Genomic DNA, 23,665 nt, shown 5'->3' with positions numbered 1-23,665 from the left:
CAGCGGGGGTCGAGGTCATGGCCCCACGCCCCCGATGGGAGCGCGGTCACGGCCGCACCTGGCCCTGTCCCACCACGAGCCACTTGGCGCTGGTCAGCTCCGTCAGCCCCATCGGGCCGCGCGCGTGGAGCTTCTGGGTGGAGATGCCGATCTCCGCACCGAAGCCGAACTCGCCGCCGTCGGAGAAGCGGGTGGAGGCGTTGGCCATGACCACGGCGGAATCGACCTCGGACAGGAAGCGCTGCTGGGAGCGCAGGTCGCGGGTGAGGATCGACTCGGTGTGCCCGCTGGAGTGGGCGCGGATGTGCTCGAGCGCCTCGTCGAGGTCCTCCACCACCTTCACGGCGAGCTCGAGGGCGAGGTACTCGAGGTCCCAGTCCTCCTCGGTGGCGGGGACCACCTCGGCGCCGGTGCCGGCCGCGGCGAGGATCGCGCGGGCCGCGTCGTCCGCGTGCAGGCGCACCCCGGCCGCCGCGAGCGGGGCCGCGAGACGGGGTAGGGCCCGCTCGGCGATGTCGCGGTGGACCAGCAGGGTCTCCAGGGCGTTGCAGACCCCGACCCGCTGGGTCTTGGAGTTCACGACGATGGCCTCGGCCTGGTCCAGGTCGGCGTCGGCGTCGACCAGGACGTGGGTGGTGCCGGTGCCGGTCTCGATCACCGGGACCAGGGAGTTCTCCACCACCCGGCGGATCAGTCCCGCACCGCCGCGCGGGATCAGCACGTCGACGAGGCCGCGGGCGCGCATGAGGGCGTCCACGCCCTCGCGACCGTGCTCGTCGATCCCGGCGATCAGATCCTCGGGCAGGTCATGGGCGGCGAGCACGGAACGCAGCACCGCGATCAGCGCGGAGTTGGAATGCAGGGCGGCGGAGCCGCCGCGCAGCACCACCGCGTTGCCGGACTTCAGGGCGAGCCCCGCGGCGTCGACCGTCACGTTCGGCCGGGACTCGTAGACCATGCCGATCACGCCCATCGGGACGCGGACCTGGCGCAGCTCGAGTCCGTTCGACAGCACCGAGCCGCGCATCACCTCGCCGACGGGATCGGGCAGCGCCGCGGCGTCGCGCAGCTGCTGGGCGATCGAGCCGACGCGCTCGACGTCCAGGGCGAGGCGGTCGCGGAGGCCGGCGGCGATGCCGGCGGCGTCGGCGGCCTCGAGGTCGCGCGCATTGGCCGCGACGATCTCGTCGGCCCGGTCCACCAGAGCCTCCGCCATGGCCAGCAGCACCGCGTCCTTGGCCTCGCGGTGCAGACGGGCCAGGCGCGGCTGGGCGTCCTTCGCGGCGCGGGCGACCTGGGCTACGGCAGCGGCGGCAGTCATGGCCGGAGTCTAGAGCACGACCAGCTGGTCACGGTGCACGGCGGGACGGCGGAACCGCTCCCCCAGCGCCTCGCGCAGCTCGTCGGAGCCGCGGCCGGTCATGGCCCGCAGCTCCTCGCTGCTGAAGGAGGTCAGTCCCCGGGCGATCACGGCGCCGTCGGGGTCGGCGATGTCCACCGGGGCCCCGTCGGGGAAGGTCCCGGCCACCGCGGTGATGCCCACCGCGAGCAGCGAGCGGCGCCGGCTGCGCACGGCCTCGGCGGCCCCCGCGTCGAGGGTCAGGGTCCCCGCCCCGCGGGTGGCGAAGCGCAGCCACACCAGGCGCGAGCGGCGACGGCCGTGATGGCCGGGGAAGAAGGTGCCGACGTCGTGCCCGGCGGCCGCGGCGGCGAACTGCCCGGCAGAGGTCATCAGGGCCGCCGTGCCCGTGGTCGAGGCGAGCTGGGCGGCCGACAGCTTGGTGACCATGCCGCCGGTGCCGACCTTCGAGCCGACCGAACCGATGCTCACGTCGCTCAGGCGCGCCGCGTCCTCGACGACCCCGATCCGCTCGGCGTCCGGCTCCGTGGGCGGCGCGGTGTACAGGGCGTCGACGTCGGTCAGCAGGAACAGTGCATCGGCCCCGAGCAGCTGGGCGACCAGGGCCGCCAGGCGGTCGTTGTCACCGAAGCGGATCTCGTGGGTGGCGGTGGTGTCGTTCTCGTTGACCACCGGGATCGCGGAGAGGTCGAGCAGGGACTCCAGGGCGCTGCGCACGTTGCGGTAGGTCTGCGGCCGGATCACGTCGGACTCCGTGAGCAGCACCTGCCCGGTGGTGCGGCCGTGGGCGCCGAAGGCGGAGGACCAGGAGGTCGCCAGCAGGGCCTGGCCGACGCTGGCGGCCGCCTGCTGCAGCGGGACGGAGGACGGCCGCTCGGACAGGCCCAGCGGTCCCAGTGCGGCCGCGATCGCGCCCGAGGACACGATCACGACCTCGGTGCCGCCGGCGACGAGCTGCGCCGCGGTCTCCGCGATCCCGGCGACCCGCGACTGGTCCAGCCGGCCGCGCTCGTCGGTCAGGCTCGAGGAGCCGATCTTCACCACGACCCGTGCCGCCGACGCGAGGGACTCGCGGGCGGTGATGCGGGAGGGCTGCCGGAGCCCGGCGCCGGCGGTGGTCGACCCGGCCACGGTCAGCGGGTCTCGTCGTCCACGGTGGGATCGGCCCAGTGGCCGTCGCGGCGCTCGGCCTCCATCGCCGCGATCCGGTTCATGCGGGCCTCGGTGCGGGCCCGCTGCTGCTCGCGCTTCTCGTCGCGGGTGGGACGGTGATGGTCCTCCATGCGGCGGTCGGTGCCGCGGCGGCCCAGCAGCTCGGCGCCGCCGACCATCGTCGGCTCCCAGTCGAAGACGACCGCGTCGTCCCCGGGGCCGATCAGCACGGTGGAACCCGCGACGGCGCCCGCCTTGAGCAGGTCGTCCTCGACGCCCAGCCGCGCCAGGCGGTCCGCGAGGAAGCCGACGGCCTCGTCGTTGGCGAAGTCGGTCTGGCGCACCCAGCGCTCGGGCTTGTCGCCCTGGACGCGGTAGGCCGTCGCGCCGTCGAACTGCTCGGTCACGACGCGGAAGTCCTCGGCATCGACCGCGGTCGGGGTCAGCACGATGGGGGCGGGCTCCGGCTCGGGCAGCTCGGTGCGGGCCCGGTCGACGAGTTCACCGAGCACGAAGGAGAGCTCGCGCAGCCCCTTGTGGGAGATCGCGGAGACGTCCAGCACCGGCACCTCGCGTTCGGCGAGGCGCTCGTGGACCATCTCGGCCATCTCCGTGCCGTCGGGCAGATCGGTCTTGTTCAGCACGATCACGGTGGGCCGCTCCATCAGCGGCACCCGCGCCCCGGCCTCCTCGTCGAGGCTGCCGGCGTAGGTGGCCAGCTCCTCCTCGATGATCGCGAGGTCCGTCAGCGGATCGCGATCGGACTCCAGGGCGGCCGCGTCGAGCACGTGGACCAGGACGTGACAGCGCTCGATGTGGCGCAGGAAGTCCAGTCCCAGCCCCTTGCCGAGGCTGGCCCCGGGGATCAGGCCCGGGACGTCGGCGACCGTGTAACGGTACTGGCCGGCCTCGACCACGCCGAGGTTCGGCACCAGGGTCGTGAACGGGTAGTCGGCGATCTTGGGCCGGGCGGCGCTCATCGCGGCGATCAGCGAGGACTTCCCGGCGCTGGGGTAGCCCACCAGCGCGACGTCGGCCACGGACTTCAGCTCGAGCACGAGGCTGCGCTCCTGCCCAGGCTCACCGAGCAGGGCGAAGCCGGGGGCCTTGCGCTTGGTGGAGGCCAGCGCCGCATTGCCCAGGCCGCCGGAGCCGCCGCGGGCGGCCACGAAGCGGGTGCCGATGCCGACCAGGTCGGCCAGCACGGTGCCGTCCTGGGCGGTGACCACGGTGCCGTCGGGCACCGACAGCACGAGGTCCTCGCCGCGGGCGCCGTGACGCAAGTCCCCCTTGCCGAAGCCGCCGCTGGTGGCCCTCTGGTGCGGCTTGTGGTGATAGGTCAGCAGCGTGGTGGTCGAGGAGTCGACCTCGAGGATCACATCCCCGCCACGGCCGCCGTTGGCCCCGTCGGGCCCGGCGAGCGGCTTGAACTTCTCGCGCCGGATGGAGGCGGCACCGTGGCCGCCCGCTCCGCCGGCGACCTGCAGCTCGACGCGGTCGACGAATGTGGCCATGGGATCCCTCCAGGGGGTTGAGATATGCATCGAGGGGCGGAGCAGTCTGCTCCGCCCCTCGAAGGCAGCTGGTGCCCCGGGGAGCCCGGGGCGGGTGCTCAGACCGTCTCGACGACGCTGACCACGCGGCGATCGCGCTTGCGGCCGAACTCGACCGTGCCCGCGGTGAGCGCGAACAGGGTGTCGTCGTTGCCGCGGCCCACGCCGTCGCCCGGGTGGACCTTGGTGCCGCGCTGGCGCACGAGGATCTCGCCCGCACCGACGACCTGGCCGCCGAAGCGCTTGACGCCGAGGCGCTGGGCGTTGGAGTCACGCCCGTTCTTGGAGGAGCTGACGCCCTTCTTTGATGCCATCTGGAATCAATCCTTCTCTGTGTCCGAAGGGATCGCTCAGGCGATGCCCGTGATCTTCAGCCGGGTGAGCTCCTGGCGGTGGCCCTGGCGCTTCTTGTACCCGGTCTTGTTCTTGTAGCGGAGGATACGGATCTTGTCGCCGCGGAGGTCCTCGACCTTCTCGGCGGAGACCTTCACCTTGGCCAGCTCGGCCTGGGCGGAGGTCACCGTGTCACCGTCGACCAGCAGCACGGGAGCGAGATCGATGCTGTCGCCCGCCTCGCCTGCCACGCGGTTGATCACGATGGTGTCACCGACCGACACCTTCTCCTGACGACCGCCTGCGCGGACGATTGCGTACACCACGTCACTGCTCCATCTTGTGAATCGGATCTGCCCTTGAGCCGTGCGCCCTGCTCGGTGGGACCGCGGACCTGCGACCGTCAACCGGCCCTGTGCAGGCGGGAGATGCGGTCGCGCGATCCTCACCGGGAACACGACGGCGGCGCGTTCTGCGCCAAGGAACAGCTTACGATCCCCGGCACCCCGGGTCAACCACCAGAAGCGGTCCGACCTGCGAGAACGCGGTCACACGCTGTGGAACGCATCACCCCGCCCGCACTCAGGCCTGCGAGGGGTCCTGCTCCTCGCTCGGCGTGTGGTTGCCGGAGGCCGCCGCGATCGACGCGATCGTGGCGCGGGCCTGGGCCCGGCTGTTCTCGTCGTCCTCGAGGCGGTGGACGTCCTGGCCGGAGTCCTCGCCCGAGGTCTCCTCGGAACCCGAGTCCTCCTTCGAGGAGCCGCTGCCGCCGTTGCCCCGCGAGCGCCGGTTGCGACGCTTGGAGGACTTCGAGGAGGCGTCCTCAGAACCGCCGTTACCGCCGCCGCCGTTGCCGTTGCCGTGGTCCCCGTCGATGTCGACGTGATGGCCCCGGCCGTTGCAGTGCTCGCAGGTGGTGGAGAAGGTCTCCAGCAGGCCCTGTCCCACGCGCTTGCGGGTCATCTGCACCAGGCCCAGCGAGGTGACCTCGGCGACCTGGTGCTTGGTGCGGTCCCGGCCCAGGCACTCGACGAGCCGTCGCAGCACCAGGTCACGATTGGCCTCGAGCACCATGTCGATGAAGTCGATGACGATGATGCCGCCGATGTCGCGCAGCCGCAGCTGGCGGACGATCTCCTCGGCCGCCTCGAGGTTGTTCTTGGTGACCGTCTCCTCGAGGGAGCCGCCGGACCCTGTGAACTTGCCCGTGTTCACGTCGACCACGGTCATGGCCTCGGTGCGGTCGATGACCAGCGACCCGCCGGAGGGCAGGTAGACCTTGCGGTCCATGGCCTTCAGCAACTGCTCGTCGATGCGGTGCTTGGCGAACACGTCCTTCTCGCCGACGTGCTTGGTGACCCGCTCGAGCAGATCGGGGGCGACCTCCGAGACATAGGCGTGGACGTCGTCGTAGACCTTGCCGCCCTCGACGATCAGGGAGGTGAAGTCCTCGTTGAAGACGTCGCGCACCACCTTGATGGCGATGTCGGGCTCCTGGGAGAGGGCCACCGGCGCGGACTTGGCCTTCTGCGCCTTCTGGATCTTCTCCCACTGCCCGCGCAGACGCTCGACGTCGTGGGTCAGCTCCGCCTCGCTCGCGCCCTCGGCGGCGGTGCGCACGATGACGCCCGCGTCCTCGGGGATGAGCTGGCGCATGAGCTTCTTCAGCCGCGAGCGCTCGGTGTCCGGCAGCTTGCGGGAGATGCCCGTCATGGAGCCGCCGGGCACGAACACGACATAGCGGCCCGGCAGGGAGATCTGACTGGTCAGGCGGGCGCCCTTGTGACCGATCGGGTCCTTGGTGACCTGCACCAGCACCGGATCGCCGCTCTTGAGCGCGAGCTCGATGCGGCGCGGCTGACCCTCGAGCCCGACGGCGTCCCAGTTGACCTCGCCGGCGTACAGCACGGCGTTGCGACCCTTGCCGATGTCGACGAAGGCGGCCTCCATCGAGGGCAGCACGTTCTGGACCTTGCCCAGGTAGACGTTGCCGACCATCGAGGTCTGCGACTTCTGGGCGACGTAGTGCTCGACCAGCACGTCGTCCTCGAGCACGGCGATCTGGGTGCGGCCGGGGCGCTCGCGGACCACCATCGAGCGCTTGACGGACTCGCGGCGGGCGAGGAACTCGGCCTCGGTGATGACGTTTCGCTTGCGGCCGTTGTCGCGGCCCTCGCGCCGACGCTGGCGCTTGGCCTCGAGACGGGTCGACCCCTTGACGGCCTTGACCTCGTCGCGCGCCTCGCGGACCTTGACCACGGTGTTCGGCGGATCGTCCGTCGAGGAGGAGCTGTCGTTGCCGCTGCTGCCGGAGCGGCGGCGACGGCGACGGCGACGCGAACCGGGAGAGTTCGAGGAGCCGCCGGCGTTGTCCTCGTCGTTCTTCTCGCCCTTGTCCTCGCCGTGGTCGGCGGTGTCCTTCTCGCCCTCGTCGGAGTCGTCCTCGTCCGAGGAGCCGGACTCCTCGTCCTCTCCGCGTCCCCGACCGCGGCGGCCGCGGCCGCCGCGCCGACGGCGGCGACGGGAGCCGCCCGAGCCGCCGGAGTCGCGCTCGGAGCCGTCCTCCTCGTCCTGCTCGGTGGAGTCCTCGGCGGTGTCGGTACCGTCCTGCGGGGCGTCCTCCTCGCGCGGCGCGGAGCGGCGCGCGGTCCGACGGCGGGAGCGGGAGCGCCCGGTGGGCTCCTCCTCGTCCGTCGTCTCCGCCTCCGACTCCTCGGCGGCCTCGAAGGACAGCTCCGCGGAGCCCACGGGGGCGTCGTGCGCCCCGACCGTGGTGCGGGGCTGCGGGGTAGGCGCCTGGAACAGCAGCGAGGCGAAGTCCATCTGGACCTGCTCGCGGCGGCGGCTGCGGTCCTCGTCGGCCTCGTCCTCGCCGTCGCTCGCACCGCGGGCGGAGGCGAGAGCGCGCAGGTCGTCGACGACAGGGTTACCGGCATCCTCGGCGGGCTCGACCTCCTCGGTGACGTCCTCGGGCTCGACCTCCTCGGGGGTCACGGCGTCCTGGGGGTCGGGCTCGGCGGGGACCACCGGCGCCCCGGCGGGGGCACCGGCGCGGCGCCGGGTGCGCGTCGTCGTGGGCGCCGGCGCGGGCTCGGGCGCGGTCTCGGACTGCGGGGCGACGACGGTCCGCGGCGCGGTGGGCTCCGGCGCCGCGAGGGGAGCCGGGGCTCCGGCCGGGGCGCCGGCGGGGGCGCCGGCCCGACGTCGGCGCCGGGCGGGGGGTGGTGTGTTCGTCGGCTCCGAGGAGTCGTTCTCGGGATGATGGGTGCTGTCAGCCATAGGGCCGTCTCCTTCCGGGAAACCATCGCACCCTGGTCCCGCATGGTCATCGTCCCTGGGGACGGAAGTCTGAGGCCCTCACCGTCGCGCAGCTCCCTGGAAGGAAGCGCTGCGATGTCGATCGCGGGAGCACAGCGGTCGCGGACACGCGTTGCCGGTGCTCCGACGTGACGACGCCGGGAGGTTCCCCCGCCCGGTACGGAGCAGGAGAGTGCCGCCGTCAGTATGGCACAGCACGTTCCTCCGGCCCCGGAGGCGCTGCGCGGTGGACGGCGGGGACCATGGTCCCCGGGAAGCAGTGACGGGACCGTCTAGGTTTCATGACGGCGTGTCGTACACCCAGGAGGATCCATGGAAGCCCTGGACATCGCACGGTGGCAGTTCGGCATCACCACCGTGTACCACTTCATCTTCGTGCCGCTGACCATCGGTCTGTCGCTGCTAGTGGCGATGATGCAGACCACCGCACTGTTCTCGAAGGACCCCGGGCGCAAGGACGCCTGGACGCGGATGACGAAGTTCTTCGGCTCCATGCTGATCGTCAACTTCGGCATCGGGATCGCCACCGGCATCGTCCAGGAGTTCCAGTTCGGCATGAACTGGTCCGAGTACGCCCGCTACGTCGGCGACGTGTTCGGCGCGCCGCTCGCGCTGGAGGGCCTGGTGGCCTTCTTCCTCGAATCGGTGTTCCTGGGGCTGTGGATCTTCGGCTGGGGCCGGATGTCCGAGAAGATCCATCTGCTGACGATCTGGGCCGTGGCCGCCGGCACCACCGCCTCGGCGTACTTCATCGTCGCCGCCAACTCCTTCATGCAGCATCCCGTCGGCGCGGCGCTGAACCCGGAGACCGGGCGCGCCGAGCTCGACCCCTCGCAGGGCTCGCTGCTCGCGGTGCTCACCAATGTCACCACCCTCGCGGCCTTCCCCCACGTCGTCGCCGGGGCCTGGCTGGTCGCGGCCGCCTTCGTCACCGGCATCGCCTCCTGGCACATGGTCCGCCACCACAACAAGGCCCGCGCGATCGGCCTGGCGACCGAGGAGGGGCAGGACCATCACCATGCGGCCCGCGACCTGTTCCGCCCCACCGTGCGCTTCGGCGTGATCGCGATGTTCATCGCCGCGATCGCGCTGGTCGTCTCCGGCGACTTCCAGGCCCAGATCATGTTCAAGCAGCAGCCGATGAAGATGGCCTCGGCCGAGGCGCTGTGCGAGACCCAGACGGGCGCCTCCTTCTCGATCCTCGCCGTCGGCGGCCCCGACGCCTTCTCGACCGACTGCGACGGCGTCACCCACCTCATCGAGGTCCCGTACGTCACCTCCTTCCTCGCCACCCACACCTTCGATGCCGAGCTGCAGGGCGTGGACGACCTCAACGCCCAGTACAAGGAGCAGTTCGGCGAGACCGTCACCGACGTGCACGGCGACGAGACCGCCGCGGACTACCGTCCCAACCTCTTCGTGACCTACTGGTCCTTCCGGCTGATGATGGGACTGGCGGCCTTCAGCGGGATCCTCGCCTTCTGGGCCCTGTGGGTCACCCGCGGCCGCGGGGAGAAGGCCCGCACCACCGGCTCGCGGCTGTTCCAGTGGTTCGCGGTGCTGGCGATTCCGATGCCCTTCTTCGCCAACGCTGCGGGCTGGGTGTTCACCGAGATGGGCCGCCAGCCCTGGGTCGTCCATCCCAACCCGGACGACCCCACGATCCGGCTGATGACGACCCAGGCCGTCTCCGGCCATCCCGCCTGGATGGTCGCGACGTCGCTGTCGGCCTTCACCCTCGTCTACGGCGTGCTCGCGGTGATCTGGTTCCTCATGATGCGCAAGGCCGCGCTGAAGGGCGTGCCCTTGCCTCAGCGCGACCCGGACACCGCGGAACTCGACACCCCAACGCTCTCCTTCGACTACTGAGAAGGGACCCCACCGCTCATGGACGCCCTGCTCCAGCCCACGGTCCTGCAGACCCTGTGGTTCGCCCTGATCGCCTTCTTCTTCCTCGGCTACTTCGTACTCGAGGGCTTCGACTTCGGGGTCCAGATGAACGTGGCCGCCTTCTGGCGCCGCGGTGACCGGACCCGCGGCACGATCCTGTCGACCATCGGCCCCGTCTGGGACGGCAACGAGGTCTGGATCATCACCGGTGGCGCCCTGCTGTTCGCGGCCTTCCCGGAGTGGTACGCCACGTTGTTCTCCGGCTTCTACCTCGCCCTGCTGGCCCTGCTGCTGGTGCTGATCGTCCGGGTGTGCGCCTTCAAGTGGCGCGACAAGGTCGACGACGCCCGCTGGCGCCGCAGCTGGGACCTCGTCCACGTGCTCGGCGGCTTCGCACCCCCGCTGCTGTGGGGCGTGGCGATCTCCAACATCGTCGCCGGTGTCGCGATCGACGAGCGGTCCTGGGTCATCACCTCCCTGCCGGGACTGCTGAACCCCTTCGCCCTGCTGGGCGGGGTGGTGTTCGTGCTGCTGTTCTGGCTGCACGGCACCGGATACCTGGCCCTGAAGATCGACGGCCCGCTGCGCGAGGACGCGAACCGCCTCGCGGGGATCCTGGTGTGGCCGACGATCGCGGCCGCCGCCGCCTTCCTGCTGTGGTTCCAGCTGGCCCACTCGAACACGGCGCTGACCTGGATCCCGCTGCTGGTCGCGGCGCTCGCGCTGGTGGCCGTACTCCCGCTGAACAGGGCGCGCCGGGAGGGCTTCGCGTTCCTCGGATCCACCACCGCGATCGCCGCGGCCACGATCACCCTCTTCGGCGGGCTCTTCCCCGAGGTCATGCCCGCCACCAACGATCCTGCGCATTCGCTGACGGTCATGAACGCCTCCTCCACCGAGCACACCCTGACCGTGATGCTGGTGGCGCTGTGCGTGGTCATGCCGGTGGTGATCGGCTACTCGATCTGGACCTACCGGGTCTTCCGCCACCGGATCACCGACGAGGAGGGCCCCGCCCCGGGCTCGCAGCTGCTGGCGAAGGCCAAGAAGGGCTATCGCGAGGCGTTCGAGCAGGAGTGAGCACCCGTCGCGCCCCCGTGGACCCCCGCCTGGTGCGGGAGGTCCGCGCCGCCCGCCGCCATGTGCTGCGCACCGTCGTGCTGGGGCTGGTCCAGACCGCGTGCGTGATCGTCACCGCCCTGGTGATCGCCCGGATCGGGGCGCAGCTGCTGGTCGCGCGGGAGGTCCCGCAGGACGCTCCCGGTCTGCTGCTGGTCCTGGTCGCGGCGCTGGCGCTGCGGGCCGGGGCGGTCCTGGTCGAGCAGCGCACGGCGCACCGGGCCGCGACCGATGCGATCGGTGAGCTGCGGGGCCGGATCGTCTCCCATGCGGCGACCCTGGGGCCCCGAGGCGGCGCCGGTCGGGGCGCCGATCTCACGTCGCTGGCCACCACCGGCGTGGAGCAGCTGCGGCCCTACCTGGTCGGCTACGTCCCCCAGCTGATGCTCTCGGTGACCGTCACCCCGCTGTGCCTGCTGACGATCGGGATCCTCGACCCCCTCAGCGCCGTCATCGCCGTCGTCACCCTGCCGCTGGTGCCCCTGTTCATGGTGCTGGTCGGCAAGCTCACCGTCGGCCGGTCCGAGAAGCTGCTGGCGGACATGCGCGCGCTGTGGACCCAGCTGTTGGACCTCGTCGACGGACTCCCGACCCTGCGGGCGCTGGGCCGGGAGCGAGGGCCCGAGACGATGGTGCGCGCCCTCGGGGACCGCCACCGCGCCTCGGCGATGGGGTCGCTGCGGTTCGCCTTCCTCTCCTCCATGGTGCTCGAGCTGCTGGCCACCCTCTGCGTCGCGCTGATCGCCGTGAGCATCGGCATGCGCCTGGTGTACGGCGAGATGGATCTCGCCCCCGCCCTCGCGGTGCTCGTGCTCGCGCCGGAGGTGTACCAGCCGCTGCGCAACGTCGGCGCCCAGTACCACGCCTCCACCGACGGGCTCGCGGCCGTCAGCGCCTCCTTCGCGGTGCTCGACGAGCAGCCGCCGGCCGACGGGTCGGCCCCCGCGCCGGACCTGCGCTCCGCGACGCTCGCGCTGCGCGGGGTCTCCGTCCGGTCCCGGCACGGCCAGGCGCCCTCGGGCGCCGAGCTCGTGCTGCGCCCCGGGCGGGTGCTGGCCCTGACCGGTCCCTCGGGAGCCGGCAAGACGACCGCGGTCCAGGTGCTGCTGGGGCTGCTGGAGCCGGACGAGGGCCGGGCCGAGGTGATCGAGGCCGACGGCAGCATCACCGACGTGCGGGAGCTGGAGCGCCGCGGCCTGTGGGATCAGGTCTCGCTGCTCCCCCAGCGACCGGTGCTGCCGCCGGGGACCCTGCGCGAGGTCTTGGCCTCCGCCCGGCCCGGGGCCCCGGACGCCGAGCTCGAGCGTGTCGCCGCGGCGACCGGTCTGGACGCGGTGGTCGCCGAGCGCGGCTGGGAGGCAGATCTGGGGCGGGCCGGCAGCGGCCTCTCCCTGGGTCAGCGCCAGCGACTCGCGCTCGCCCGCGCGCTGCTGTCCCCCGCCCCGCTGGTGGTGCTCGACGAGCCCACCGCGCACCTCGACGGCGCCACCGAGCAGGTGGTGCTCGAGCTGATCCGCACCCTGCGCGCGCAGGGACGCACCGTTCTCGTCATCGCCCACCGGTCCCGCCTGGTCGAGGTCGCCGACGACGTCACCGCCGTGGAGGTGTCCCGATGACCGCCCCCGTCACCCCTCTGCGCCGCGCCGAGCGCGCCCTGGAGATCCCCCGCGGCCGACTGCTGGCCGCGGTGCTCGCCTCCTGCGCGACCCTCGCGGCGGCCTTCGCGCTGGCCGCCGTCTCGGCGTACCTGGTCACGAGGGCCTGGACGATGCCGCCGGTGCTGGACCTGACCGTCGCGGTGGTGATGGTGCGCGCGCTCGGCATCGCCCGCGGCGTGTTCCGCTGGCTGGACCGCATGTTGGCCCACGACGTCGCCCTGCGCGGGGTGGTCTCCCTGCGCACGAACCTGTTCACCGCGCTGGCCTCACGCACCGATGACGCGCTGACCCGGCTGCGCCGCGGCGACCTGCTCTCGCGGCTCGGGGACGACGCCCAGGAGCTCGGCGACCACGTCGTCACCGCGCTCGTGCCGGGACTGGTCGCGGTGGTGATGGGCGTGGTCGTGCTGGCCACGATCACTCCCCTGTCCCTCCTGGCGGCCGTGACCATGCTGGTGGCCCTGGCGGTGGCGAGCCTGCTCGCCCCGCTCGCGGCCTACCGTGCCGCCCGCCTCACCGAGCAGGCCGTGGTCACCTCCCGTGCGGCGGTGGGTGCCGGCGCTCTGGAGATCCTCGACGACGCCACCGCGCTGCGGATCGACGGGCGTCTCGAGCAGGCGCTGGCGGAGCTGCGCACCCGTCAGGCCGCGCACGATAAGGCGGTCGACCGGGCCGCGCTGCCGGCCGCGGTGGCCTCCGCCGCGGTGCCGCTGGCGATGGTCCTGGCGGTGGCCGGCTCGCTGCTGGCCGCGGGGGCGGCATGGACGGAGGGCGGCGCCTCGGCCGGGCAGGTCGGGGTGCTCCTGCTGCTGCCGCTGTCCTCCTTCGAGGCCGCCAGCGCCCTGCCCGCGGCCGCCTCGCAGTACGCGCGCTCCCGGGCCGCCGCCGCTCGCCTCTCGGAGATCGTCGGGCAGCCGACGCCGGAAGTGCACCGGTCGTCCGCGCGCAGTACTGCCCCGACGCTGCGGGCGGTGGGGCTGAGCGCGGGATGGAGCGCCGGGGCGCCGCGGGTGGCGGACCTCGACCTCGAGCTGCCGCCGGGCGCGCGCCTGGCCGTGGTCGGGGCCTCCGGCAGCGGGAAGTCGACGCTGCTGGCCACCCTCGCCGGGCTGCTCGAGCCGCTCGAGGGCCGCGTCGAGCTCACCGACGACGCCCCGCTGCGCTCGGCGGTGACCCTGTTCGCCGAGGACGCGCACGTCTTCGCCACCACGCTGCGGGAGAACCTCAAGGTGGTCCGCAGCGACCTCGACGACGGCACGATCACCGCGGCCCTGTCCGCCGTCGGCCTCGACGACTGGGTCGCGACCCTCCCCCGTGGCCTGGACACCCTGCTGGGGTCGGACGGCACCACCGTCTCCGGCGGCGAGCGGCGGCGGCTGCTGCTGGCCCGGGCGGTGATCCGCCGCGGCCCCGTGCTGCTGCTGGACGAGCCCACCGAGCACCTGGACACCGCCCGCGGGGACGCCCTGCTGCGGGCGCTGCTGGATCCGGCCGAGACCACCCTCGTGCCCGCGGACAGCACCGTCGTGGTGGTCACCCATCGACCCGAGGCGATTCCCCCCGCCACCCCGGTGCTCCACATCGGCGAGAATGCCCGTACCCGTCTCGAGGAGGGCCGATGACCACGACCACCCCGCCGCCCCGGGCCGACCGGCCGCGGGTGCAGGACCTCGCCGGCGCCGTCCTCGCGGGTGGGGACACGGAGGACCTGCTGGACCTGCTGGTCCGCTCCGCCCGCACCGACCTCGACGCTCGCAGCGCCTCCCTCGTGCTCCCGCTCGCACCGGGAGTCTGGGCCCATGAGCTGGTCGACGGGCTCGACGCCGCCGCGCTGCTCGGGGCCGGCATCGACCCCTCCTCCCCCGCCGGCCGGGCGCTCGAGGACGCCGACGCCGACGCCCTGGAGGAGATCGGGTCCCTGGCGGTCGGGGAGCAGGAGCATCGCGCGCTGCTGGCCGTGATCGACGCCGCCGAGCACGGGGTCGGGGTGCTCGCTGTGCTGCGCGGCAGGCCGGAGGACCCGTCGGCCCCCTTCACCGCGGCCGACCGCGAACGCCTCGACGCCCTGGCCGGCCTCATCGCCCTCACCCTGCGCGCCCCGACCCTCGGCGTCTCCGGCGAGCTCGACGACGAGCGCAGCCGGATCGCGCGCGACCTGCATGATCTCGCGATCCAGGAGCTGTTCGCGGTGGGGATGGAGCTCGAGGGCCTCACCGACGCGCTGTCCGCCCCCGGCGAGCCGCCCTCGAACACCCGTATCCGCACCTCGGTCGCCGCCTCCGTGCAGGGGGTGGAGAACGCGGTCGCCCAGATCCGGCAGATCGTGCAGTCGCTGCGCCGCGAACGGCTCGAGGCGACGCTGACCGAGCAGCTGCGCCACGAGGTGGGACTGGCCGCCGCGGGTCTGGGCTTCGTGCCGGCGCTGCGGCTGCCCCCGCACCCTGCGGAGATGGACGCGGAGCTGCCCGCCGAGATCGCCGAGGACGTGGTCGCGGTGGTGCGCGAGGGCCTGGCCAACGCAGCGAGGCACGCGCACGCCAGCGCGGTCGCGGTCTCGGTGAGCGTGTACAGCGAGGGCGTGGACCGGGTGGTGCAGATCAACGTCTCCGACAACGGGCGCGGGATCGACCCGTCGGTGCAGCGGCGCAGCGGGCTGGCGAACATGTCCAGCCGGGCCCGGCGTCACTCCGGCTGGGTCGACGCGATCTCCCTCGAACCGGGCACGATGATCTCCTGGCGGGTCACCCTGCCGGCCGTGTGACCAGCGGTGATCAGGCAGGGCCCTGCTTCCAGCCGGCACGGCGATGTGCCGCCACCATGGCCGCGACCTGCGTGCGGCGCTGCATGCCGAGGGTCTGCAGGATCACCGTCACGCGGTTCTTGACCGTCTTCTCGGCGATGCCGAGCTCCTCGGCGATCTCCCGGTTCGAGTGACCGTCACCGATCAGGTCGACGATGCGCTGATCGGACTCCGACAGCTCCGGGCCCTCGGCGACATGATCGGCGGGCCAGACCGACCGGCCCTCGTGCACGGCGCGGATGGCGGCGACGATCTCCTGCGAGCGGGCCGACTTCAGCATCAGCCCGGCGGCGCCGGCCGCGCGGGACTCACCCAGTGCGGCGTCGTCGTCGAAGCTGGTCAGCACCAGCATCAGCTGCTCGGGGGCGGCGCTGCGGGCGGCCCTCATGACGTCGAGACCGGTGCCGTCGGGCAGCTGCAGGTCGACCACCAGCACGTCGGGGCGGATCGCGGGCAGGCGACGGGTCGCCTCCGCGACCGAGGCCGCCTCCCCCACGATGCTCAGGCCGTCCTGGGCGTCGATCACCGTGACGATGCCGCGGCGGACCACCTCGTGGTCGTCGACCAGCATCACGCGGACCTCATCGGGCTCCTTCGTCGCGCTCACGGGACATCCTTCCGGGATCGAGGGACGGGACGCTGACACCGGGGGCAGAAATGGCTGCTCCGTCCCTGGTGGAGGACCCGTCGAAGCACCGTACCGCAGCGGGTGCACGGGCTCCCGTCCCGCCCGTAGGCGGCCAGCGAGCGGGCGAAATACCCGCTGCGTCCGTCGGCGTCGACGTACAGGGCGTCGAAGCTGGTGCCGCCGACGGCCAGGGCGCGCTCCATGACCTCGCCGGCCGCGCGCAGGATCGCGAGCGCCCGGCGCTGGCTGAGCGCCGTACCGGGGGTGTCGAAGCGGGTGCGCGCCTCCCACAGCGCCTCGTCGGCGTAGATGTTGCCGATGCCGCTGACCAGGTCCTGGGCGAGCAGCAGCGATTTCACGCCGGCGCGGCGGGTGCGCAGCGCACGGGCGACGGCGGGCAGGTCCGCCGCCGGGTCGAGGAGGTCACGGGCGAGGCCGGCAGCAGCGGCGGGGAGCAGCGCATCCGGGCTGCCGAGCCCGGCCGGGGCGCCGTCGGCGCCGGGTTCGAGCGGGCTGGCCCACAGGCCGCCGAAGATCCGCTGGTCGATCAGGTCGATCGCGGTGCCGTCATCGAGGTGGAGGCTGAGGCGGCGGTGGCGCAGCGGGTCCGGGGCGGGGCCCTCGGAGGCTGCGGGTGCGGTCGCCTCGGCGGGGGTGCGCACGCGCAGCTGGCCGCTCATGCCCAGGTGGGCCATCAGCGCCTCGCCGGTGTCCTGACCGGTCTCGTCGGCCAGCCGCCACCACAGGAACTTCCCGCGCCGCACCGCGGCGGTCATGCGGGTGCCGGCCAGCGCCCCTCGCAGACGGTCGACGCCCCCGCTCTGGCGGCGCAGGATCCGAGGATCGAGCACCTCGAGGTCCTCGATCCGGCGGCCGACGGTGCGGGGCTCGAGGCCGCGCCGGACCACCTCGACCTCGGGCAGCTCGGGCACGCCGTCAGCCCCGGGGGATGAGCGACTCGCCGCGCTCGGCCAGGACGGTGCGCACCGCGGACTGGGCCGCGGCGAGCTCGGCGTCCTTCTTGGAGGCCCCTTCGCCCTGCGCGGTGACCACGCCCTCGACGCTCACGGTCGCGGTGAAGACCTTCGCGTGCTCGAGGCCGTCCTCGGTGAGGCGGTAGGTGGGGCGGGCGCCCGCGGCCGCGGCGATCTCCTGCAGGCGGGACTTGAAGTCGTAGCTGGTCTCGAGGAACTCGTCGGAATCCAGCAGCGGGGCCATGAGGTCGAGCACGAAGCGGCGCGAGATGCTCTGGCCGAGGGCGAGGTGGACGGCGCCGATCACGGCCTCGGTGGTGTCGGCGAGGATGGAGGCCTTGGCGCGGCCGCCGGTGAGGTCCTCTCCCCGCCCCAGCTTCACGTAGGCGCCCAGGTCGAGCTTGGAGGCGATCACGGCGAGCGCGCGGGTGCTCACGGTCGCGGCACGGCGACGGGCCAGATCGCCCTCGGGCAGCGTGGGGTGGGTGGCGTACAGCTGCTCGGTGATCGCCAGCTGCAGCACGGCGTCCCCGAGGAACTCGAGGCGTTCGTTGTGCGCGATCCCGTCGTGCTCGTAGGAGAAGGAGCGGTGGGTCAGGGCGAGATCGAGCAGCTCGGAGGAGCGCAGGTCCTCGGCCTGGGCGCCGTCCAGCGGAAGGTCCCGGAGCAGGCCGGCGGGGTCGGTGGCCTCGGTGGCGCGGCGCCGGCGACCCATCAGCGCTCCTCGTCCTCGGAGGCGCCCTGCTCGGAGCTCTCCTCGGTCTCCTCGAACAGGCCCTGCAGGGCGGCGAAGCGGTCGTCGATGACGTCGTGGTGATGCTCGGGGTCGTCCTCCATGCGGAACCCGCACTGGGCGCACAGTCCCGGGCAGTCCTCGCGGCACAGGGGCCGGTCATCGGCCTCCTCGGCGAGCGCGTCCCGCACCAGCGTGCCCAGCTCGACGGCGTCGCCGGTGAGCATGATGGTGTCCTCGCGCTCGTCGGCCTTGACCTTCTCGGGGTACATGAACAGTTCGTCCAGGCGCGCGGTGACGTCCTGCTCGACCGGGTCGAGGCAGCGCGAGCACTCCCCCTCGAGATGGGCGGTCACGGTGCCGTGGGCGAAGATGCCCTCGACGACCGATTCGAGCTCGACCTCGACGGCGAGCGGCTGGCCCTCGGGGGCCTGCATCGCGCCGCCGCCAACCTCGCGGGCGGGGGCCGGGACGGTGCGCTCGAGATGCCGGTGCGAACCGGTGCGGCCGATGAGGTCGACGGCGTCGACGCGCAGGTCGACATCGAGCGGGGAGACGGGCGGGGTGTCGGCAGACATGAGCTCAGGATACGGGCGAGGCGGCGCGCAGTGCGTCCAGGGACGGTGACGGGAGCATGTCGGAGACGTCACCGCCGAGGGCGTGCACCTCCCGCACCAGGGACGAGGAGATGTGGGCGTAGGCGGAATCGGTGAGCAGGAAGACGGTCTCGAGACCGGCGAGGTGGTGGTTCATCCGCGACATCGGCTCCTCGTAGGCGAGGTCGAGCTGGGAGCGCAGCCCTCGCACCACGGCGCCCGCCCCGATCTCCCGGCAGAAGTCGACCAGCAGGCCCTTGGGCAGGGTGCGCACCTCGACGTCCGCGGACAGGCCCGCGTGGTCGACGCTGGCGGAGATCGCGGCCTTCCGGGTGTCCAGATCGAGGGTCCCCTGCTTGGAGGGGTTGTGGGACACCGCGATGATCACCCGGTGCCCGAGCGCGGCGGCCCGACGGGTGAGGTCGAGGTGGCCCAGGGTGAAGGGGTCGAACGAGCCGGGCAGGACGACGGTGCTCATGGCGCCACTGTAGTGCGGCTCAGACCAGCGAGATGCTCACGCGATGCACGCCGTCGTCGTCGATGCCGTCGATGGTGAGGGTGCCGCGGGTCCCGGCGAGCGCCTCCGTGCCGGAGCCGGGCACGAGAACGTACTCGAGAGCGGGCTCCCCGCCCGCCATGGTGCCCAGCTGCTGGAGGGCGACGGTCCCGGAGCGGCCCTGGAGGGTGCCCTCGAAGACCTCGCTCGCGATGTATCCGGCATCGCCGGTGGCGGGATCGCCCGCCGTGAGCATGGTGCCGCGGCTGGTCCCCTCCAGCGCGCCGGTCCAGGTCTTGGTCAGCTCGAAGCGGCCGGCCGCCCCGGGCAGGTCCTCGCCGGGACGCAGGTCGACGGTGAAAGCGGCGGTGATGCTCGTCATGGGAGCAGTATCCCAGCTCCGCCGTCCCCGCGGGAACCGGCGTACGAGGACGGGGTGCGTCCCGTCACCGCCCGGAAATCGCGCAGGAAATGGGACTGGTCGAACCAGCCGAGGTCCTGGGCCAGGTCGCCGATCCCGCGGGGATCGCCGCCGTCGATCGCGGCCACGGCGTCCATCACCCGTGACCGCAGGAGCATGTGCTTGGGGCCGACGCCGACGAAACGGCGGAACCTGCGCTGCAGGGAGCGGATGCTGAGACCGGAGCGTTGCTCGAGCAGTGCGGTGCCGGTGATCTCGGGCTCCTCGAGCAGGGCGAGCAGGTCGCAGAAGGCCGCGTATCCGGGGTCCTCGCGGGGGGCACGGGCGAGCAGCCAGACATCCAGCGCGCCGGCGGCGCGTGTGGCCGTGCCGGGGAGATCTGCTGGGGGCAGGTCGTCGCCGAACCAGGCGGCGGCGGGCACCGCGGCATCGCGCAGGGCGCTGAGGTCCGCGTCGGCGAAGGCGGTGGTGCCGCCGGGGCGGAACCTCACGCCGAGGACGCCTCCGGAACCGAGCTGAGTGACGTCGAAACGTCCGCGGGTGACCGGTCCGGTGATCCAGGTGCCGGCACCGTCGACGCCGTCACGGCGGATGCCTCCCCATTCCCGGGTGAGGTGCACGGAGGGCTCATCGAGGGTGGCGACCTGGCAGGCCCGGTCGGGGCCGAGCTCCCAGGAGACGGACCAGTACCGCTCCACCCAGCGACGCAGGCGAGGCTCCGGGGCGGCGCTGTCGTAGCGGGCGCGCGTGAGGAACTCCTCCGGGTCCAGGACGTGCCCGTACATGTGCCGAGGCGCGGCTGGGGCTGTCGCGTTCGTCCTATCGCCACCCTCGTCCATGAGGGGAGTCTGGCAGACATGACCGACACCTCAGCTGCCCCAGCCCCCGTGGCCCGCCTGGCCATGATCACCCTCGATGCCGCCGAGACGGAGCCGATCGCACGCTTCTGGCACGCCGTGCTGGGCTGGCCGATCCTGCACCTGAGCGAGGAGTACGCGATGCTGCAGGGCCCTTCGCACGCTCTCGGCATCGGTGCGATCGGTGATCATCAGCGGCCTTCGTGGCCGGACGACGGCCGCAAGCAGTTCCATCTCGACCTCGCCGTGGCGGACCTCGAGGCCGCCGCCGCGCGCTGCGTGGAGCTCGGCGCCGAACGAGTGGCACCACAGCCCGGGGAGACCTGGATCGTGCTGCGCGACCCCGCCGGGCACGCCTTCTGCCTCACCGACTCCGCCGCCTGGGGCTGAGCGCTCAGCCCCGGCGGGCGCGGTGCTCGCGCTCCAGCAGGGCCCAGCTCATCCCGTCCAGCCACCGTCCGCTGCGGTGCAGGGACTCCTCGACGAACACGCCCTCCAGGCGCAGCCCGATCTTCTCCATCACCCGCCGGGAGGCGACGTTGTCGGCGAAGCACTGCGCCTCGACGCGACGCACCCCGAGCCCGTCGAAGGCGAGATCGCGCAGGGCCGCGGCGAACTCGGTGCCCAGGCCCCGGCCCTGGACGCCCGGGTCGAGCACCCAGCCCAGCTCGGCCTGGCGACCGCGGGCCTGCGCGGCCATGTCCGCCTGTGACCAGGCGGTGCCCCGTGCGACCTTCCCGGCCGCCACGACCCGGTCCCCGCACAGGCCGACGACGCAGTCCTCCAGGCCCCTCGCCCACCTCTGACGGTGGTCGTCGAGGGTGGGGCTGAGGGTGGTGGTCCACTCCTGGACCTCCGGCAAGCGGTACCAGGGCCAGACCGCCTCGGCGTCCTCCACGCGTCCGGGGCGCAGCACGAGGTGCTCGGTGCGCAGCGGCCAGTCGAGGTCGGCGAGTGTGGGGGTCATGCCTCCTCCTCGCGGACGGGCCCCCCGAACTGGAGCACGGTCTCGCCGTAGATCCTGGTGCCGTCGTCGGCCCAGTCGGTGGGCCAGGTGATCGGGCGGGAGCGGCGCGAGCGCTCGACGACGACCAGCGCATCGTCGGTCAGCGCCGGATGCAGCGTGTGCAGGAGGGACTCGAGGGCCTCGGTGGTCACGTCGTAGGGCGGGTCGAGGAAGGCCAGGGAGAACTCCTGGCCCTCGAGCTGGGCGGCGACGTTCTCGGCCTTCCCGGCGCGCACCTCGCAGCGGTCCGCGAGGCCGAGGTCCGCGGCGTTGCGGCGCAGCTGCTTGGCGGTCGGCCCGTGCAGCTCGACCAGGAGGGCGTGCGCGGCGCCGCGCGAGAGCGCTTCGAGGGCGAGCGCCCCGGTGCCCGCGTACAGGTCCAGCACCCGGGCCCCGTCCAGAGCGTCCCAGCCGTCCAGGCGGGAGAACAGCGCCTCCCGCACGCGCTCGGAGGTGGGTCGCGTCCCCTTCCCGGGGGGTCCGGGGACGGTGCGCCCTCCGAGGTCTCCGGCGATGATCCGCGGCATGTCAGCTCCTCTCCACGTCGGGGTCGGCGTCGCGCAGTCGATTGTCGATGGCACCGGAGAGATCGGGGTGACCGTCGAGGTCGGGGTCCGCCGCGATCACGGCGAAGGCGTCCTCGCGGGCCTGCTCGATGACACGGGCGTCACGGATCACGTCGAGGTACCTCAGGGTGCGCTGCAGGCCGGACTGCTCCTCCCCCACCAGGTCCCCGGCGCCGCGCACCTGCAGGTCCAGCTCCGCCAGGGCGAAGCCGTCGGCCGCTCCGGCGATGCCGTCGAGGCGCGTGAACGCGGGGCTGCCCGGAGCGAGGCGGGTGTCCAGGAAGGCGATGCCTGCGTGCTCGCCGCGCCCGACGCGACCGCGCAGCTGGTGGAGCTGGGAGACGCCGAAGCGCTCGGCGTCCAGCACGATCATCACCGAGGCGTTCGGGACGTCGACCCCGACCTCGATGACCGTGGTGGAGACCAGCAGGTCGATCTCTCCGGCGAGCACGCTGTCCATGGTCCGCTGCTTCTCCTCGGCGGCCATCCGGCCGTGCAGCACGCCGATCCGGGCTCCGGCCAGCTCGGGTCGGAGCGCGAGGCGCTCGGCGGTCGCGGTGACCCCGCGCGCCTCCTCGAGCCGGGTCTCGGCGACCTGTCCGTCGGCGTCGAGGACCGCGGGGGCGGGAGGAGCTTCGTCGGTCTCGTCGATCCGGGCACAGACCACGAACACCTGTCGGCTCGCGGCGATCTCCTCGCCGGCTCGTGCCCACATGCGCGTCTCCCAGTTCCGGAGGGTCTCGGGGACCACGAAGCTGGTCACGCCCGCCCTCCGGCCGGGGCTCTCGCGCAGGGTGAGCACGTCGAGGTCGCCGACGGTCGCCAGGGCCGCGGTGCGCGGGATCGGGGTCGCGGTCATCACCACGACGTGCGGGCTGGTGCCGGCGGGCCCTTTGGTGCGCAGGCGGCGGCGGTGGTCGACGCCGAAGCGGTGCTGCTCGTCGACCACGACCAGGCCCAGGGAGGCGAACTCGACGGACTCGGTGAGCAGGGCGTGGGTGCCGATCACGATCCCGGCCTCGCCGGAGGTGACATCCAGCAGCGTCGCGCGGCGCTCGGACGTCTTCTGCGAGCCGGTCAGCAGGCGCACCCGGGTGGCGTCGGCGTGCCCGTCGAGCTGACCGGCGCGGGCGAGGTCCCCGAGCAGGCCGGTGACCGTGCGGTGATGCTGCTCGGCGAGGACCTCGGTGGGGGCCAGCAGAGCGGCCTGGTGACCGGAATCGACCGCGCGCAGCATGGCGCGCAGGGCGATGACGGTCTTGCCGGAGCCGACGTCGCCCTGCAGCAGCACGCTGGTGGGATGCTCTCGTCGCACCCGCTCGATGATCCCGTCGCCGATCTCGCGCTGACCGGCGGTGAGCTCGAAGGGCAGGCGCTGCTCGAAGGCGCCCTGGAGGGGCCCTTCGGCCCCCAGGACAGGAGCGGGGGTGCGGGCGTCCAGGGCGCGGCGCTGGGCGAAGATCGCCTGCAGCACGAAGGCCTCCTCGAACACGAGGTGCGCCATGCCCTCGCGGGTGTCCTGCACCGTCGTCGGCAGGTGGACGCCGGTGACCGCCTGCGGCAGGGGTGCCAGGCCGCGGGCGGCGACGATCTCCTCGGGCACGGGACGGGCCAGGGAGTCGGCGAACTCGACCCCCTTCTCGGTGGCCGAGCGCATGGTGCGCTGGGCGATGTTCTTGCGCAGCGGGTAGACGGGCAGGGGCCGCTGGGCGCGCAGGCGCCCCTCGGGGGTGTCCTCGTAGGCCTCGTAGGCGGGGTGGGTGATCTGCGGCTGATCGGTGTGCTTGTTGCGGCTGACGATGCCGTGCACCACGATGTGCGCGCCGACCTGGAGATGCTTGCGGTGCCAGTCGACCAGGTGCTGCTTGGCCAGGAAGAAGGTCAGGGTGATCTCCTCGACGGCATCGGAGACATCGACCTCGAGGATGGTGCCCTGACGGCTGCGCATACGGCGTTCGCGCAGCGTCAGGACGGAGACGATCGCACTCATCTCCTCACCTTCGTGGACCTCGTGCAGGGAGCGCAGCGGGGCGGGGGTGGTGTAGCGCCGGGGTGCGAAGCGCATCATGGTGTCGAGGTCCCGGACCCCGAAGGACGCCATGGCACGGGATTCGCGGCGCTCGAGCAGTTCCGACAGCGGCATCGAGCCTCGGGCGGATTCCCGTCTCCTGGCCATGTCCGTCCTCCTCGTCCCTGGTCCGAGGA

Annotated in this window: 22 protein-coding genes; 6 read left to right on the top strand and 16 right to left on the bottom strand. The window is 72.8% G+C overall.

Annotation, left to right across the window (positions count from 1 at the left end):
- Positions 1-46: 46 nt before the first annotated feature.
- The 6 genes from JOF43_RS19800 to JOF43_RS19775 all read right to left on the bottom strand — a co-directional run bounded on the left by JOF43_RS19800 (position 47) and on the right by JOF43_RS19775 (position 7,677).
- Positions 47-1,321 (bottom strand): glutamate-5-semialdehyde dehydrogenase, encoded by a 1,275-nt coding sequence (locus JOF43_RS19800; RefSeq protein WP_209904872.1) that lies wholly within the window; start codon positions 1,319-1,321, stop codon positions 47-49.
- A gap of 9 nt (positions 1,322-1,330) precedes the next feature.
- Complete coding sequence (proB, locus tag JOF43_RS19795; RefSeq protein WP_209904871.1) at positions 1,331-2,491, bottom strand: glutamate 5-kinase; 1,161 nt, start codon at positions 2,489-2,491, stop codon at positions 1,331-1,333.
- A gap of 2 nt (positions 2,492-2,493) precedes the next feature.
- The gene (gene obgE, locus JOF43_RS19790; RefSeq protein ID WP_209904870.1) at positions 2,494-4,026 is read right to left on the bottom strand and encodes a GTPase ObgE; all 1,533 of its coding nucleotides are present in this window, start codon (positions 4,024-4,026) and stop codon (positions 2,494-2,496) included.
- Between the two features lie 98 nt (positions 4,027-4,124).
- Complete coding sequence (gene rpmA / locus JOF43_RS19785; protein ID WP_209904869.1) at positions 4,125-4,379, bottom strand: 50S ribosomal protein L27; 255 nt, start codon at positions 4,377-4,379, stop codon at positions 4,125-4,127.
- Between the two features lie 36 nt (positions 4,380-4,415).
- Positions 4,416-4,724, bottom strand: coding sequence for a 50S ribosomal protein L21 (gene rplU, locus JOF43_RS19780; protein ID WP_209904868.1), 309 nt, complete (start codon positions 4,722-4,724; stop codon positions 4,416-4,418).
- Between the two features lie 256 nt (positions 4,725-4,980).
- Entirely contained in the window at positions 4,981-7,677 is a 2,697-nt protein-coding gene (locus JOF43_RS19775; protein WP_209904867.1) for an Rne/Rng family ribonuclease, read from the bottom strand.
- Between the two features lie 351 nt (positions 7,678-8,028).
- Here JOF43_RS19775 and JOF43_RS19770 point away from each other — a divergent pair, with 351 nt between their 5' ends.
- The 5 genes from JOF43_RS19770 to JOF43_RS19750 are packed head-to-tail and all read left to right on the top strand — an operon-like array spanning position 8,029 to position 15,144.
- A complete protein-coding gene (locus JOF43_RS19770; RefSeq protein ID WP_209904866.1) occupies positions 8,029-9,585 on the top strand; it encodes a cytochrome ubiquinol oxidase subunit I in 1,557 nt (518 codons plus the stop codon).
- Positions 9,586-9,603: 18 nt separating this feature from the next.
- A complete protein-coding gene (cydB, locus tag JOF43_RS19765; protein WP_209904865.1) occupies positions 9,604-10,686 on the top strand; it encodes a cytochrome d ubiquinol oxidase subunit II in 1,083 nt (360 codons plus the stop codon).
- Positions 10,683-12,341, top strand: coding sequence for a thiol reductant ABC exporter subunit CydD (gene cydD / locus JOF43_RS19760; RefSeq protein ID WP_209904864.1), 1,659 nt, complete (start codon positions 10,683-10,685; stop codon positions 12,339-12,341). The genes cydB and cydD overlap by 4 nt, the downstream gene beginning before the upstream one ends.
- On the top strand, positions 12,338-14,005 hold the full coding sequence (gene cydC, locus JOF43_RS19755; protein ID WP_209904863.1) for a thiol reductant ABC exporter subunit CydC: 1,668 nt from the start codon (positions 12,338-12,340) through the stop codon (positions 14,003-14,005). Before cydD ends, cydC begins: the two co-directional genes overlap by 4 nt.
- A complete protein-coding gene (locus tag JOF43_RS19750; protein WP_209904862.1) occupies positions 14,002-15,144 on the top strand; it encodes a GAF domain-containing sensor histidine kinase in 1,143 nt (380 codons plus the stop codon). Before cydC ends, JOF43_RS19750 begins: the two co-directional genes overlap by 4 nt.
- A gap of 10 nt (positions 15,145-15,154) precedes the next feature.
- On the opposite strand, the gene JOF43_RS19745 is transcribed toward JOF43_RS19750, so the two are convergent.
- From JOF43_RS19745 to JOF43_RS19715, 7 genes are read right to left on the bottom strand one after another with little or no spacing between them, the layout of a single operon-like run.
- Complete coding sequence (locus tag JOF43_RS19745; protein WP_209905410.1) at positions 15,155-15,754, bottom strand: response regulator; 600 nt, start codon at positions 15,752-15,754, stop codon at positions 15,155-15,157.
- A 32-nt stretch (positions 15,755-15,786) separates the two neighbouring features.
- Positions 15,787-16,743 (bottom strand): bifunctional DNA-formamidopyrimidine glycosylase/DNA-(apurinic or apyrimidinic site) lyase, encoded by a 957-nt coding sequence (gene mutM / locus JOF43_RS19740; protein ID WP_209904861.1) that lies wholly within the window; start codon positions 16,741-16,743, stop codon positions 15,787-15,789.
- A gap of 4 nt (positions 16,744-16,747) precedes the next feature.
- The gene (gene rnc, locus JOF43_RS19735) at positions 16,748-17,500 is read right to left on the bottom strand and encodes a ribonuclease III (protein ID WP_209904860.1); all 753 of its coding nucleotides are present in this window, start codon (positions 17,498-17,500) and stop codon (positions 16,748-16,750) included.
- Complete coding sequence (locus JOF43_RS19730) at positions 17,500-18,096, bottom strand: YceD family protein (protein WP_209904859.1); 597 nt, start codon at positions 18,094-18,096, stop codon at positions 17,500-17,502. The genes rnc and JOF43_RS19730 overlap by 1 nt, the downstream gene beginning before the upstream one ends.
- 4 nt (positions 18,097-18,100) lie before the next feature.
- Positions 18,101-18,592 carry a pantetheine-phosphate adenylyltransferase gene (gene coaD / locus JOF43_RS19725; protein ID WP_209904858.1) on the bottom strand — a complete coding sequence of 164 codons (492 nt, stop codon included), beginning with the start codon at positions 18,590-18,592 and terminating at the stop codon, positions 18,101-18,103.
- A gap of 19 nt (positions 18,593-18,611) precedes the next feature.
- Complete coding sequence (locus JOF43_RS19720; RefSeq protein WP_209904857.1) at positions 18,612-18,992, bottom strand: DUF3224 domain-containing protein; 381 nt, start codon at positions 18,990-18,992, stop codon at positions 18,612-18,614.
- Positions 18,989-19,816 carry a helix-turn-helix domain-containing protein gene (locus JOF43_RS19715; protein ID WP_209904856.1) on the bottom strand — a complete coding sequence of 276 codons (828 nt, stop codon included), beginning with the start codon at positions 19,814-19,816 and terminating at the stop codon, positions 18,989-18,991. The genes JOF43_RS19720 and JOF43_RS19715 overlap by 4 nt, the downstream gene beginning before the upstream one ends.
- Before the next feature lie 72 nt (positions 19,817-19,888).
- Here JOF43_RS19715 and JOF43_RS19710 point away from each other — a divergent pair, with 72 nt between their 5' ends.
- Positions 19,889-20,278 (top strand): VOC family protein, encoded by a 390-nt coding sequence (locus JOF43_RS19710; RefSeq protein WP_209904855.1) that lies wholly within the window; start codon positions 19,889-19,891, stop codon positions 20,276-20,278.
- A 4-nt stretch (positions 20,279-20,282) separates the two neighbouring features.
- On the opposite strand, the gene JOF43_RS19705 is transcribed toward JOF43_RS19710, so the two are convergent.
- The 3 genes from JOF43_RS19705 to JOF43_RS19695 are packed head-to-tail and all read right to left on the bottom strand — an operon-like array spanning position 20,283 to position 23,636.
- A complete protein-coding gene (locus tag JOF43_RS19705; protein WP_209904854.1) occupies positions 20,283-20,855 on the bottom strand; it encodes a GNAT family N-acetyltransferase in 573 nt (190 codons plus the stop codon).
- Positions 20,852-21,421, bottom strand: a complete 570-nt coding sequence (gene rsmD / locus JOF43_RS19700) for a 16S rRNA (guanine(966)-N(2))-methyltransferase RsmD (protein ID WP_209904853.1) — start codon at positions 21,419-21,421, stop codon at positions 20,852-20,854. The genes JOF43_RS19705 and rsmD overlap by 4 nt, the downstream gene beginning before the upstream one ends.
- 1 nt (position 21,422) lies before the next feature.
- Positions 21,423-23,636 (bottom strand): ATP-dependent DNA helicase RecG, encoded by a 2,214-nt coding sequence (locus JOF43_RS19695; protein WP_209904852.1) that lies wholly within the window; start codon positions 23,634-23,636, stop codon positions 21,423-21,425.
- Positions 23,637-23,665: the final 29 nt, after the last annotated feature.

It is taken from the genome of Brachybacterium sacelli (assembly GCF_017876545.1).
GTDB lineage: Bacteria > Actinomycetota > Actinomycetes > Actinomycetales > Dermabacteraceae > Brachybacterium > Brachybacterium sacelli.
This window is presented reverse-complemented; position numbering and strand designations above follow the sequence as displayed.

Excerpts from the sequence above, each read along its gene's own strand:
- JOF43_RS19715 (WP_209904856.1), bottom strand. The coding sequence starts at position 19,816 with ATGTACGGGCACGTCCTGGACCCGGAGGAGTTCCTCACGCGCGCCCGC.
- cydC (WP_209904863.1), top strand. The coding sequence starts at position 12,338 with ATGACCGCCCCCGTCACCCCTCTGCGCCGCGCCGAGCGCGCCCTGGAG.
- cydB (WP_209904865.1), top strand. The coding sequence starts at position 9,604 with ATGGACGCCCTGCTCCAGCCCACGGTCCTGCAGACCCTGTGGTTCGCC.
- rpmA (WP_209904869.1), bottom strand. The coding sequence starts at position 4,379 with ATGGCATCAAAGAAGGGCGTCAGCTCCTCCAAGAACGGGCGTGACTCC.
- JOF43_RS19695 (WP_209904852.1), bottom strand. The coding sequence starts at position 23,636 with ATGGCCAGGAGACGGGAATCCGCCCGAGGCTCGATGCCGCTGTCGGAA.
- JOF43_RS19775 (WP_209904867.1), bottom strand. The coding sequence starts at position 7,677 with ATGGCTGACAGCACCCATCATCCCGAGAACGACTCCTCGGAGCCGACG.
- JOF43_RS19750 (WP_209904862.1), top strand. The coding sequence starts at position 14,002 with ATGACCACGACCACCCCGCCGCCCCGGGCCGACCGGCCGCGGGTGCAG.
- JOF43_RS19745 (WP_209905410.1), bottom strand. The coding sequence starts at position 15,754 with ATGCTGGTCGACGACCACGAGGTGGTCCGCCGCGGCATCGTCACGGTG.
- coaD (WP_209904858.1), bottom strand. The coding sequence starts at position 18,592 with ATGAGCACCGTCGTCCTGCCCGGCTCGTTCGACCCCTTCACCCTGGGC.
- JOF43_RS19705 (WP_209904854.1), bottom strand. The coding sequence starts at position 20,855 with ATGACCCCCACACTCGCCGACCTCGACTGGCCGCTGCGCACCGAGCAC.
- JOF43_RS19730 (WP_209904859.1), bottom strand. The coding sequence starts at position 18,096 with ATGTCTGCCGACACCCCGCCCGTCTCCCCGCTCGATGTCGACCTGCGC.
- rsmD (WP_209904853.1), bottom strand. The coding sequence starts at position 21,421 with ATGCCGCGGATCATCGCCGGAGACCTCGGAGGGCGCACCGTCCCCGGA.
- JOF43_RS19710 (WP_209904855.1), top strand. The coding sequence starts at position 19,889 with ATGACCGACACCTCAGCTGCCCCAGCCCCCGTGGCCCGCCTGGCCATG.
- JOF43_RS19800 (WP_209904872.1), bottom strand. The coding sequence starts at position 1,321 with ATGACTGCCGCCGCTGCCGTAGCCCAGGTCGCCCGCGCCGCGAAGGAC.
- obgE (WP_209904870.1), bottom strand. The coding sequence starts at position 4,026 with ATGGCCACATTCGTCGACCGCGTCGAGCTGCAGGTCGCCGGCGGAGCG.
- JOF43_RS19720 (WP_209904857.1), bottom strand. The coding sequence starts at position 18,992 with ATGACGAGCATCACCGCCGCTTTCACCGTCGACCTGCGTCCCGGCGAG.
- JOF43_RS19770 (WP_209904866.1), top strand. The coding sequence starts at position 8,029 with ATGGAAGCCCTGGACATCGCACGGTGGCAGTTCGGCATCACCACCGTG.
- rnc (WP_209904860.1), bottom strand. The coding sequence starts at position 17,500 with ATGGGTCGCCGGCGCCGCGCCACCGAGGCCACCGACCCCGCCGGCCTG.